Origin of the sequence: Nocardioides sp. (assembly GCF_050699375.1) — a bacterium.
Taxonomy (GTDB): Bacteria; Actinomycetota; Actinomycetes; order Propionibacteriales; family Nocardioidaceae; genus Nocardioides.
Genome location: NZ_JBOHDN010000196.1, coordinates 1 through 11840 on the forward strand (window position 1 = coordinate 1; position 11840 = coordinate 11840).

The 11840-nt window shown below is 67.1% G+C and carries 13 protein-coding genes, 1 tRNA gene and 1 pseudogene; 10 read left to right on the plus strand and 5 right to left on the minus strand.

Annotated elements, in window-relative coordinates; all coding sequences use genetic code 11:
- A pseudogene (locus tag ACRDPS_RS14525) lies at window positions 1–1319 on the minus strand (hypothetical protein); the annotation flags it as partial.
- A gap of 265 nt (window positions 1320–1584) precedes the next feature.
- On the opposite strand from ACRDPS_RS14525, the gene ACRDPS_RS14530 reads away from it, so the two are divergent.
- The 9 genes from ACRDPS_RS14530 (at window position 1585) to ACRDPS_RS14570 (ending at window position 9865) form a co-directional block, all read left to right on the plus strand.
- The gene (locus ACRDPS_RS14530; RefSeq protein WP_431502360.1) at window positions 1585–1839 is read left to right on the plus strand and encodes a LysR family transcriptional regulator; all 255 of its coding nucleotides are present in this window, start codon (window positions 1585–1587) and stop codon (window positions 1837–1839) included.
- A gap of 130 nt (window positions 1840–1969) precedes the next feature.
- Complete coding sequence (locus ACRDPS_RS14535; protein ID WP_431502361.1) at window positions 1970–2701, plus strand: L,D-transpeptidase family protein; 732 nt, start codon at window positions 1970–1972, stop codon at window positions 2699–2701.
- Window positions 2702–2825: 124 nt separating this feature from the next.
- Window positions 2826–3077, plus strand: coding sequence for a type II toxin-antitoxin system Phd/YefM family antitoxin (locus ACRDPS_RS14540; protein WP_431502362.1), 252 nt, complete (start codon window positions 2826–2828; stop codon window positions 3075–3077).
- Between the two features lie 269 nt (window positions 3078–3346).
- On the plus strand, window positions 3347–4165 hold the full coding sequence (locus tag ACRDPS_RS14545; RefSeq protein WP_431502363.1) for an SGNH/GDSL hydrolase family protein: 819 nt from the start codon (window positions 3347–3349) through the stop codon (window positions 4163–4165).
- An 88-nt stretch (window positions 4166–4253) separates the two neighbouring features.
- Complete coding sequence (locus ACRDPS_RS14550) at window positions 4254–5036, plus strand: protein phosphatase 2C domain-containing protein (protein ID WP_431502364.1); 783 nt, start codon at window positions 4254–4256, stop codon at window positions 5034–5036.
- Window positions 5037–5499: 463 nt separating this feature from the next.
- Window positions 5500–6744: a hypothetical protein gene (locus ACRDPS_RS14555; RefSeq protein ID WP_431502365.1), complete on the plus strand. Its 1245-nt coding sequence runs from the start codon at window positions 5500–5502 to the stop codon at window positions 6742–6744.
- A 229-nt stretch (window positions 6745–6973) separates the two neighbouring features.
- Complete coding sequence (locus ACRDPS_RS14560; protein WP_431502366.1) at window positions 6974–7861, plus strand: GmrSD restriction endonuclease domain-containing protein; 888 nt, start codon at window positions 6974–6976, stop codon at window positions 7859–7861.
- 128 nt (window positions 7862–7989) lie between these two features.
- A complete protein-coding gene (locus ACRDPS_RS14565) occupies window positions 7990–9273 on the plus strand; it encodes a hypothetical protein (RefSeq protein ID WP_431502367.1) in 1284 nt (427 codons plus the stop codon).
- Entirely contained in the window at window positions 9266–9865 is a 600-nt protein-coding gene (locus tag ACRDPS_RS14570; RefSeq protein WP_431502368.1) for a class F sortase, read from the plus strand. Before ACRDPS_RS14565 ends, ACRDPS_RS14570 begins: the two co-directional genes overlap by 8 nt.
- A gap of 82 nt (window positions 9866–9947) precedes the next feature.
- On the opposite strand, the gene ACRDPS_RS14575 is transcribed toward ACRDPS_RS14570, so the two are convergent.
- Both ACRDPS_RS14575 and ACRDPS_RS14580 read right to left on the minus strand, forming a co-directional pair.
- Window positions 9948–10283: a GroES family chaperonin gene (locus tag ACRDPS_RS14575; protein WP_431502369.1), complete on the minus strand. Its 336-nt coding sequence runs from the start codon at window positions 10281–10283 to the stop codon at window positions 9948–9950.
- A 71-nt stretch (window positions 10284–10354) separates the two neighbouring features.
- Complete coding sequence (locus ACRDPS_RS14580) at window positions 10355–10612, minus strand: DUF3618 domain-containing protein (RefSeq protein ID WP_431502370.1); 258 nt, start codon at window positions 10610–10612, stop codon at window positions 10355–10357.
- A gap of 82 nt (window positions 10613–10694) precedes the next feature.
- Between ACRDPS_RS14580 and bcp the strand changes: the two genes are divergently transcribed.
- Window positions 10695–11165: a thioredoxin-dependent thiol peroxidase gene (bcp, locus tag ACRDPS_RS14585; RefSeq protein WP_431502371.1), complete on the plus strand. Its 471-nt coding sequence runs from the start codon at window positions 10695–10697 to the stop codon at window positions 11163–11165.
- A 60-nt stretch (window positions 11166–11225) separates the two neighbouring features.
- On the opposite strand, the gene ACRDPS_RS14590 is transcribed toward bcp, so the two are convergent.
- Window positions 11226–11633 carry a hypothetical protein gene (locus ACRDPS_RS14590; protein ID WP_431502372.1) on the minus strand — a complete coding sequence of 136 codons (408 nt, stop codon included), beginning with the start codon at window positions 11631–11633 and terminating at the stop codon, window positions 11226–11228.
- A 107-nt stretch (window positions 11634–11740) separates the two neighbouring features.
- A tRNA-Leu gene (locus tag ACRDPS_RS14595) sits at window positions 11741–11822 on the minus strand.
- Between the last annotated feature and the right edge of the window lie 18 nt (window positions 11823–11840).

Below are 11840 nucleotides of genomic sequence, written 5' to 3' on the forward strand. Positions count from 1 at the left end.
GCCGAGGTGATCGGCGTGTTCGCCGGGATCTCCGTCAGCGGGAACTTGATCAGCGACCGCGCCTTCAACCCGCCCGACCCGACACCGACCGACAGCTTCCACGTGGTGTTGTAGTTCGTGTCCGGCGCCGTCGAGATCACCATCGCGTCCTGCGAGGCCGACGCGTTCGGAGTGATCGTGATCGTCGGGTCGATCCGGATCTGACCCTCACGCTCCGCCGAGGTCAGCCACTCCATGTCCGGCTTGAGCTCGACCTTCCACGCGCCGTCCTCGTCCCCACCTTCACGCAGGAGCCGCTGCGTCACCTTGCCTGAGTAGGAGGTGCCGTACGGCGAGGAGGCGTCTTCCTTCTCATCGGTCATATAAGCGGCCGGAATGACCATCACCGGGGAGTTCGCGAGCTCGCCGTAGATACCGATCGACCCATCGGCGTGCTCAACCGGGTAGAGGTCCTTCGAGACATCCAGGGTGAAGGTGTAGACCAGCTGCTCGGTGCCCTTCGCCGGAGCCTCGTCCAAGACGATGAACTCCTGGACACGACCCGGGCCAGTGACGTACTCCAGGTCGGTGCCCTCGCCGAACGCGTCAGCGTAGGCGACCTTCGAACCCTTCGCGGATGGCTTCAGGCTCTTCGCCTCGACCCCGTCCAGACCCAGGGTTGCGGTCTGGCCCGCAGGCGCGGCGAACTTCACCAGTTCCTCGGGCCGGTCCGAGAACCACGAACGCCCGCTGTTGGTGGTGTTCGCGAACACGAACGCCTTGTCCGCCGAGGGGCCCACCGTCGTGTCGATCGGCTTCCACGTCGCGTTCTTCCCGGAACCCGACTTGTAAGAGGTCGGCTTCGGAGACAGCTCGACCTGAGTGCGCCCATCACTCAGGCGCCAGTAACGGGCGCTCTCGGCCCGCTTCGACGTCAGCTCCTTGACCCGTTTCGCCTTCGGGTCGTACTTCGGCGCATGCCCGAAGGCCGACTTGTGCTTGCGGTCCTTGACCGACGAGCCCTTGGTAGCCGGCGCCGGGTCGAGGTCGTCCTCATCGACCCCTTGGTCCGCGGAGTCGTCATCGTCGCCACCGAACAGTCCGCCGAACCAACCACCATCGTCATCGTCATCGTCTTGCTCAGGCGCGGACGCGGCCTCACGGGCTGCCGCAGCGTCCGCCTCCGAGACGTTGTCCTTCGCCACGGCCGGTGAGATCGGGGAAAGCACCCCCAGCACCAGCGCCACCGCTGTCACCGCGACCAGCACGGCTTGCCGAACGGCGCGGCGTACGAAGTCAAACGACGTGAACAGACGACCAAGGCGACCGAGACGGCCCATGACGCACTCCTACAAGCTCAATCAAGTGGGGTTGCGTATGCCCGTCCCGGTACGGCACACATGCGGAGTCAGATCTTTACGTTCGGTCGGCGGCGGGCGCCACTTTCGACAACGGACTGTTGCGCTTTGGCCTCCTCAGCTGCTGCCACGTGCCACGTACCGACCAAAAGTCGCAAAACCCTCCGAATGCCTTCCGAATCGGTTTAGATACCCCCGCCCCACACTCGGCGGGGATCTCGGCGTCCACTCAGGGAGGACCACACCAATGCACACCAGTTGGATCAAGGCGCTCGTCGCAACTGTCGAGCACGGCAGCGTCGAAGCCGCCGCACGAGCCCACAACATGACGCGGCAGGGGCTCCGCAAGCGGATCTCCAACCTCGAGGCGACGACCGGGGTCAAGCTCCTCGCCAGCAGCGCTCGCGGGACGCTCACCAAGGCCGGCGAGAAGCGGATCCAGATGTTTCGGCAGATCCTCGTCGCCACGGATGAGGTGCTCAACCTCGAGCAGGCCGCCTGACAAGACGCCGAGCGGGGCGATTTTGTTCCGGACCCGTTACCGCTAACCGCAGGCAACCAATCGCATACCCCGGTACGCTTCCGCAGCCCGGTCACTCGGATCGAGGCTCCCTCACCCAAGGAGACGTCTCGTGAGACTCTCGCTCGACCGGAGAACGGGCCTGGTGGCCGGCATCGTCGCAACCGTCGCGACCGCCGCCGCCATGCTCTCTCTGCTCCCCTCGAACGCCGACGCCGCGACCACGGTCGTCCTCGACGGCGTCTCGGTCAGCGTCCCCTACGGCGGGACCCAGGTCGTCACCGTGAACCGCACCTCCGGGACGTACGCCAACGTCCGGTTCTGGGTCAAGGTCGACGGCAGGTGGACCCAGAAGTTCATGACCACCAAGGGCCGGATCGGCTCCGGCGGGCTCGTAGCGCGCGACAAGCGCAAGCAGGGCACCAGCACCACCCCGATGGGCACCTTCAGCCTGATGTCGACCTTCGGCACCCACTCCAAGGCGAGCACCCAGAAGCTGTCCCACCGCAAGATCACCAGCGAGTCCTACTGGGTCCAGGACAACAACTCCGCCTACTACAACCGCTACCGGCTCAAGTCCCAGGGCGGATTCCGCTACTGGCTCCCGGCCAGCGACGTGAACAGCTCCGAGCGGCTAGCGGCCTACCCGACGCAGTACGAGTACTCGGTCGTCATCAAGTACAACTACAACAAGCCGGTCCGCTACCGCGGCGCGGGCATCTTCCTGCACGTCAACGGCTCGGGCGCCACCGGCGGCTGCGTCAGCGTCCCGCGCTGGATGATGAAGGAATACTTCAGCCTTCTCGACCCCACCAAGAAGCCCGTCATCGCCGTCGGCGCCTGAGGGTTCGCCGCCACGTACGTGTGGTCCCGCCGCTCCAACGGCGGGGCCACGCGCGTTTTGCGGCTGCGGCACGTCGCCCAACAAGTCTGGTCAGACCTGACCAAGGCGGCGCACCATCGAGGGCATGACGATCGTGAACATCTACGAGGCGAAGACCTCGCTGAGCAGGCTGATCAGTGCGGTCGAGGCCGGCGAGACGATCATCATCGCCCGTAACGGCCGACCGGTCGCACAGCTCGGCCCGATGCCCAAGCGGGCGCCACGTTCTCCGGGCCGGATGAAGGGCCACGTCCGGATCCACGAGGACTTCGATCAGTGGACCGACGACGATCAAGCCGCCTGGTACGGCGACGACTCGGACCCGCTGGCCTCGTGAAGCTCATCCTCGACACCCACATCCTCCTGTGGTGGTGGGACGACTCGCCGAAGCTCCCGCAGGCAGCATCGAAACCTGCCTTCACCTGCACTTTCAGGTGAGGGCTGGTTCTTTGCCATCTAGCCAGGCTGTTCGCATGTCGGGACCGCAGCGCCCCGACCCTTGCCGCCCGACGGGGCCGTCATTACTGTTCGGTAACCCACGGCAAGTGACCGCCATCACACTTGTCTCGGAGGCGGCAAGGCCACCCTCGACCTTCAGGAGAACACGTGAGCCCAACCCTGTCCCGTGTCATCACCAGCTCCGCCGCGGCCATCGCCGCCGCCGGCTCCCTCATCGCCATCTCGACCCAGAGCGCCGGCGCTGCGATCACCGAGGAGTACGCCGCACTCGGGGACTCGTTCGCCTCGGGCAACGGCACCCGGAATCCCGACATCAACCTCGGCTGCTACCGCAGCAGCGAGGCGTACGGCCCTGAGATCGCCGCCGAACGGGCGAGCACCACCCTGGTCTTCCCAGCGTGCGGCGGCGCGGTCACCGACGACGTCATCAACACCCAGAGCAAGTCACTCACCGCCGAGACCGACTGGGTCACCGTCAGCATCGGCGGCAACGACGTGGGCTTCGCCGAGCTCCTCCTCAACTGCGGCGGCTCACTCGACGAACCGCTCTGCCTGGCAAAGGCCGACGAGGTCAACCAGCGCATCGACACCGACCTCGGACCCAAGCTCGACACCGCCTACGCCTCCATCAAGCAAGGTGCGCCCAACGCCGGCGTGATCTCGATCGGCTACCCACGCTTCTTCGGCTCCGACATCAGCTGCCTCGACGCGGACGGCATCACACCCAACGAGGCAACCGCCCTCAACGGGCTCGCCGACAATCTCGAGGCCAAGGTCGCCGACCGCAGCCGCGCGGCCGGCATCCAGCACATCAACCCGATCCAGCAGTTCGCAGGACACGACATCTGCTCCAGCACGCCGTACCTCAACGGCAAGGCCGAGCTCAACGCGGCCGACGCCTACCACCCCAGCCCCGAGGGCTACAGCAACGGCTTCAAGCCCCTCATCCGCAAGATCATGGGCTGACGGCTGACGCCCCGTACCAACCAGACTGCGCCGCGGACCAGGTGATCACCAGCCTGGTCCGCGGCGGTTGATGCGTAAGGCTTGGCACATGGACCCGAAGGCTCGAGCCCGCACCAGCATCCGTACCGAGATCTACACCGAGACCTCGCCGACGCACGAGCGCAACGAGGACCTCGTGCTCGCCGGCGACGACTTCGTGATCGTGCTCGACGGCGCAACACCTGTGCCGGGGCTCGAGACCGGATGCGTCCACGACGTGCCATGGCTCGTACGCCACCTTGGCCTCCGCCTCACCGAGGGCCTGACCTCTCCAGGTTCTCCGAGCCTGGCGGAGACTCTCGAGATCGCGATCTCGGGGGTGTGCGCTGCCCATGCCGACACCTGCGACCTGACGAACCCGAGCAGTCCCTCCTCGACGGTCGCGCTCCTTCGCGTACGTGATGGCCGGGCCGACTATCTCGCTCTCGCCGACTCGTCCGTCGTCTTCAAGATGGCGGACGGAAGTGTCCTCCCGATCACAGACGACCGCCTCGATCACCTCAGCGACTACTCCGTGCCAGCGGTCGCGGCCGCGAGGAACACCGCTGGAGGATTCTGGGTCGCCAGCACCCAGCCGGAAGCAGCGCGCCACTCCGTCACCGGCACCGTCGACCTGACCGCCCAGCCGGTCACAGCAGCTGCCGTCCTGACCGACGGTGCCGCCACCATGGTCGAGCGCCACGGGCGGAGCTGGGACGAGCTGCTGACCGTCCTCGAGTCCGGACCCGCTGAGCTGATCCGCCGAACCCGCGAGCTCGACGAGACCGCGACGGGCACGCTCAGCGGCAAACGCCACGATGACGCGACCGCTGCTCTGTGTCACTTCGTCTGATGCGCCGTGTTTCGGACCTCGAGGTCTGATCCCCTGGACTGTGAGCAAGCACGCGATAAGTCGCCTTGTGGGGATACCTACATTGCATTGTTCACAAACACGACAGCACAACGCGATGACCACAACTTTCCCAGGGCTTTCAGACGTCGCGGTGTCGTTCGACGCGAAGATCCACAAGCAGCGCCATCAGGTGCTCGAGGACGAGGTGTTGCCGCGAAAGTTACGGCTGATTTCAGGAGTCTCCGGGCGGTTTTCGCGCCTATGCACGCCCGATCTGAGGTGGCTAGACTCCCCGCTTCGTCACGGCGAGTCGCACAGCAACCGGGGGGCTGCAGATGCTGACTCCACTCGTCGTGCCCTGTCATTGACAGTTATCAATACATATTGGAGAAGTCACTTGCGCTCCCCACTCTCGGTCCGCGGAGCCGCCTTTGTGGCAGCAACCGCGATGATCGGTCTTTCCGTGACCGCGGCTCCTGCGACGGCGGCGGCGGAGAAGCCCAAGGCCAAGGCGTCCTCGGTCGCCCTTACCGCCAACCTTGGCGACAAGGTCAAGGTCGACACCGGTCGCTACACCGCCACGTACAACGGCAAGAAGACCGTCAACTCCGGCACCAACAAGCCGGCTCTTCCCCTCCTCACCGACGAGCAGCAGCTGCTCTCGGTCGGCGTCTTCGCCCAGGACGCGGCCGCTGCTCTCCAGAACGGCACCGCCTACTCCGGCGCGTGCTCGGCTCTGGCCGGCAAGGGTGCGACCCTGGTCGCGATCGGCGACGGCTCCAGCTGCGTCAAGCCTGGCGAGGCCGTCACCGTGAACCTCGCCGAGCTGAACCTCCAGAAGCTCGGCGCCACCACCGACTACCTGATCACCGACGAGAGCAAGGACTTCCACGTCAAGCTCGGGCCGGTGAACAACCTTGTGCAGAACGTCGTCGCCGGCGTGCTCACCAAGGTCGGCGGCCTCTCGGTCGGTGTCGACCTCGACGCCGCGGAGAGCACCTGCATGGCGCAGGGCAGCCAGTTCAAGGGCGACACGAAGCTCAAGAACGCCGTCGTCAACGTCAACGTCCCCGGCAAGGGTGACATCAAGGTCGCCGACCTGCCGGCGAACCCCAAGAAGAACTCGACGGTCGTCCCCGACCTCTCCCCTGTGACCGACGCCGTGCTCGGCCGCGTCGACGCGCTGCTGCAGGCTGGCCTGAGCAGCAAGCTCGCTCCGGCCGGGATCGACGTCTCGGTCCGCATCGACCTGATCGAGCACATCAAGGAGCGGCTCGCCACGGTCCTCAAGGGTCTCGAGTCCGACCTGGTCAAGATCACGATGAACAAGCAGGACAAGACCGCGAAGTCGCTCGAGGTCTCCGCCCTGGACATCAAGGTCCTCGACGCGGTCAAGAAGGTCGGCGCCCCGACCGCCGCCAATGTTGCCATCGGCACCAGCACCTGCGGCACCAACGGCCTCAGCCTTTCCGAGGAGAAGGCCGCTGAGACCGGCGACAAGAACAACGTCGCCGTGAACGTCTCTGGCGACAAGTCGGACCCGCAGGCCGGCGTCTCGGCCAAGCCGGACGACGCCCCCGCGAACGCCGAGATCGACCTGCTGTCGTCCCCGGCCGCCAAGGGCGGGGTCGCCGCCGGCGCGCTCGCTCTGCTGCTCGCCGCCGCTGCCGCCACCCGGTGGTTCCTGCTGCGCCGCGCACAGGGCTGATCTGCTGATCAGAACCAGCTAGCAACACCTGGATCCCAGGCCGAGGCTTCAAGCCTTGGCCTGGGGTTCGTTTTAGCGCAGCCCGCACACCGGCACGGCCCCGGAGAACATTCGCGCAGACGTTCGCTTTTCGCGGCGCGCCTCCCCCATCGATCCTCGGTGCTCCGACAGAGTTCAGCAGCCCTCTCAAGCTCCCCAGAGCTCTTCCCCAACTCTCTGGAGTCCCACCATGCTGCGCCCTCCGGCGGCCCTGCTCGCCGTCGCCCTCCTCTGCTCCGGCTGTGCCGAGATCTCCGAGCCGGACACCGCGGTCCAGGCCGGCTACGACGCCGGCAGCGGCGAGAAGGTCAGCCTTCCTCTGACGGAGGCGATCGACAGGCTTCCGGTCGCTGACGAGGTCTCCTCCGGCTACGAGCGGGAGAAGTTCAACCACTGGGTCGACGCCGACGGCGACTGCCAGGACGCCCGCGACGAGGTGCTCCGGGCGGAGTCGACGAAGAAGGCGCGCGGCAGGTGCGAGGTGACCAAGGGCGCCTGGCACTCCGCGTACGACGACGTCACCCTCAAGCGCCCAGGCGGCCTCGACATCGACCACATGGTCCCGCTCAAGGAGGGCTGGGAGTCCGGCGCCGACGCATGGACCAGCGAGGAGCGGGAGACGTACGCCAACGACCTCGGTGACCCGCGCGCGCTGATCGCGGTGACGGCCGCCAGCAACCGAAGCAAGAGCGACCAGGACCCGGCCGACTGGATGCCCGACGCCAGGAGCTACCACTGCACGTACGTCGCCGACTGGGTCGCCGTGAAGATCCGCTGGAGCCTGTACGCCGACCCCGCCGAGCAGGCGGCGCTCGCTGACGTCGCCGCCGGATGTGACAACCCCGAGATCACGGTCCGGCTGGCGCACGACGAACCGCCCGGCAACGGAGGCGACCAGAGCGGCGGTCCCGAGAGCAGCCCAGACGGAAGCACAGGTGGCTCGGGCGGCGACGACCCGCGCTTCGGCACCTGCGCCAAAGCGACTGACGGGGGATACGGACCGTACGAGAAGGGACGCGACCTGGAGTATGAGTGGTATCGCGACGGCGACGGCGATGGTTCGGTGTGCGACAGATGATCTCGGCCCGCGCGAACGAACGAGCGCGTATCATCCGGATTCCACACTGCAGAAGCAAGCCTACGCGCCCGTAACCCGCGAACGCCCGCGAACGTTGAGTGTGACGAAGGTCAAACGGAGGGAATAACGTGCGCACAACACTCATCGCGCGGGGAGCCGCGGTTGCGGCCGCAGCCGCCATGGTTGCCTTGTCAGCAGCACCCGCGACGGCCGCCACGGTCTCGCAGGCGTCCGCCACCGCGCTGAGCCTCGAGCTCGCCGGCACCGGAGCGCGGGACACCGGCACCTATGCCGTCACCAACGACGGCTCCACCGAGTCCAGTGAGGGCGTCAACGAGCCGCTCATCACCGCGCTCGGCGGGCAGGATGCGATCCAGGCGGGCACCTTGGCCCAGGACGCGGTCGCCAACGGCGACGCCAGCTCGGCAGCCTGCGCCGGTCTCGCCGGCGACGGCGCGACGCTGGTCGCCGTGGGCTCCGGCAACTGCCTGAGCGGCGGCGAGAACCTCTCGCTCGATGCGGCCAGCCTCGACTTCAGTGATCTCGAAGTCATCCAGTCCGATCTGTTCCAGGGGATGGACCAGCAGCTGATCGGCGCGCTCTCCGATGCCGGAATCGACCAGAGCGCGCTCACCGGCCCCCTCTCCGCGGGTCTCCGGGACGCACTCACCGCACTGGGCAACCCCGGCCTCCACCTGGACCTCGGCGCGGTGCAGAGCAGCTGCACAGCCGACAAGGACAGCGCCGCCGGCGACAGCACCCTGGCGAACACCAGCGCGTACGTGACGATCCCGACCGTAGGCGATGTGAAGCTGGTGCAGCTCCCCGTCGACCCCGACGTCAACCAGAAGGTCGTCACGGACCTGTCCGGCGTCGTCGAGGCTGTTCAGAAGGCGATCAACGCCCAGTTCGACGAGGCCCTCGCCGACGTCAGCGGCAAACTCACCGACGGAGCCCTGGACGCGGCGCTGCGGCCGCTCGGCCTTGGTGCCAACCAAGTGCTCGACCAGCTCCAGGCGAACGCCCTCGCGCCGATCAGCCAACAGCTCGCGCCGCTGGAGGACAATGTCCTCGACATCACCCTCAACCAGCAGACCACCGCACCGGGCGAGATCACCGTGACCGCCCTCAACGCCAAGGTCCTGCCTGCCGCCGAGCAGTTCGTCGGCGCGAGCCTGGCGGACATCAGCATCGGCACCAGCCACTGCGGCCCGAACAGCCCGGTCGCGAAGGCGAACCCGCACGTGCCGCAGGCGAAGGCCCCGCCCGCTGACGTTCCGACCGTCGTGACCGCCGGGATGGAGACGTACGACGACGGCAGCGCCGGACGCATCGCTCTGGTCGCGCTGCTGCTCCTCGCCGCCGCGGGCGCCGGTGCCGCGGCGTACGTCCGCGCGCTGCGACGTGGCTGAGACCACCAAAGAGACCTACTCGCCGTCGCGGTTCACCGCGGCGGCGAGTGGCTTGTGGACAGCGCTGGTCGCGCTGGCCGTGGCGATGATCCTGGCCGGGCTGGTCTGGCCCAGCGGGAGCGCGGCGCAGACGGTGCCACCCGGCGCCCCGCAGCGGCTCGAGCTGCCGGGGCTGAAGACGAAGGCGAAGGTAGTCCCGATCCGGCTCCGTGGCGAGGTGCTCGACCCGCCACGCAACCCGCGGGAGATCGGCTGGTGGGTCGGCAGCGCCAAGCCCGGCTCACCGCAGGGTCAGACCGTCGTGACCGGCCACACCGTCCACACCGGCGGCGGCAGCCTCAACAAGCTCGACCACATCAAGGAGGGGCAGGAGGTCGACGTCGTCACCAAGGACGGCACCTTCCAGCACCAGGTCGACGCCGTCGAAGTGCTCAGCCGTCAGGAGCTGGCCGAGCAGTCCCAGCGGCTCTTCGGCCAGGACCACGGCGACGGCCGGCTGGTGATCATCACCTGCACCGACTGGAACGGCTCGACCTACGACAGCAACATCGTCGTGATCGCACACCGGTTCAACAGCCTGCCTAACTCGTGATGCCGAGTCGGCGGATCTGACCCCGTGTCTGGCGAAGCGAAGCGAGCCAGAGGGGTCGGATGCGCCGACTCGGCAGTAAAACCTAGAGATACAACCCAGTCGACTCGTCCGCGATCCGCTCAGCCGCGACAGCATGCACATCACGCTCGCGCATCAGGACGTACACCTCACCGGCGACCTCGACCTCAGGCTTGTCATCGGCGTCGAAGAGCACGCGGTCGCCGATCTCGACAGCCCGCGCGTGCGGGCCGACCGCGACCACGCGGGACCAGGAGAGCCTCCGGGCCGCGCCCATGGCGGCGGTCGCGGGGATGACGATGCCGCCGGAGGAGCGCCGTTCGCCGCCGTCGGACTCGACCTCGACCAGCACCCGGTCGTGGAGCATCTTGATGGGGGTCTTGTCGGTCACGTCCGTCATTCTCTTTGCTGGGCTCTTGCTGGGCTCTTTGCTGGGGAGGTCGTCTCGACAGGCTCGACCACCGAGTCGGGTCAGTTGGCCTTGGTGATCTTACGCAGCGTCGCCATGAGCAACGCGGCGCCCACCACGCCGCCGACGGTCTTGGCGATGTTGCCCATCTTCGGCTCGCCGGTGACCGGGTCGACGTAGACCGCCTTCACCGCCGCCGCCTGGCGCTGGACGATCGTCTTGGGGCTGCCCCGATAGATCAGCTCGTCGATGGTGCCCGCGAGCCGGTCGCGGATCTCTTCGATCTCGGACTCGAGCGAGGAAGTCTGGTCCTTGGACATGCGCAGACCTTAGCAACCGGCGTACGGCCACTGCTCGAACCACCGCTGCGGTTCGCGAGGGAATGTTCGCTAGGTTGGCGACATGACACGTCTCGAGCCGGGCGATGTGGCCCCCGATCTCACTCTTCCCGACGACACCGGAGCCGAGGTCTCCCTGAGCAGCCTGCGCGGCCGCAAGGTGATCGTCTACTTCTACCCCGCCGCGATGACGCCCGGCTGCACCAAGCAGGCCTGCGACTTCACCGACTCTATCGACTCGTTGAAGGCCGCCGGCTACGAGGTCATCGGCGTATCGAAGGACAAGCCCGCCAAGCTCGCGAAGTTCCGCGAGCGTGACGGGCTCACCATCACCCTCGTCTCCGACGAGGACCTCTCGGTGCACAAGGCGTACGCCGCCTATGGGGAGAAGAAGCTCTACGGCAAGCTCGTCGAGGGCGTGATCCGCTCGACGTTCGTGATCGACGAAGAGGGCAAGATCGAGGTCGCTCAGTACAACGTCAAGGCGACCGGCCACGTGGCCAAGCTCCGCCGCGACCTCGGCCTCGCCTCGTAGAGACCGCACGGGTAGGGACCGCGGCGTACAGCAGGCGGCCCTACCCGCGATCTCTTGGTCCTACTGCTGGTCGTCGGGCTTCTGGAAGCTCGGCGGAGGAGGAGGTACGTCCTCGCCCGGGATCTCCTTGGGCGGCTCGACGACCACAGGGCCGGTGCCCCACTTGGCGCCGGTCTCCTTCAGCCACGTACCCGCCTGGGCCGCGACATCGGTGGCCGCTTCGCCGACCTGGAGCAGCCCCGAGAGGGCCTGGTTCCTGGGCGATGCGGCGTCGGTCGCCGAGGCGACCTCGGCCCGCTTGGCCTCGAGCTGGGCCTTGAACTCGCCCGCCTTCTCGATCGTCTTCTCGCCGCCGGTGACAAGGTGAGGTGCAGACTTCACCTTGGCGTCCTCGACTGCTGGTTTGGCGCCGTCGACGCCCTTCTGGACGCCATCGCGCCAGTTGGACGCGTTGTCCTTGAACGACATGGGTCATCCCTCCTGGATGGGTGTTGTTCTTCCATCCTTGAGGGTCGGGTGCGCATTGTCCATGGGGATCGCCCCTGGTACGCCCCGGGTCCGACCCGGACCCTGTGTGCCGAAGGCGGGACTTGAACCCGCACGTCCTAAGACACGTGGACCTAAACCACGCGCGTCTGCCAATTCCGCCACTTCGGCTTGCGGCGATCAGTCTAG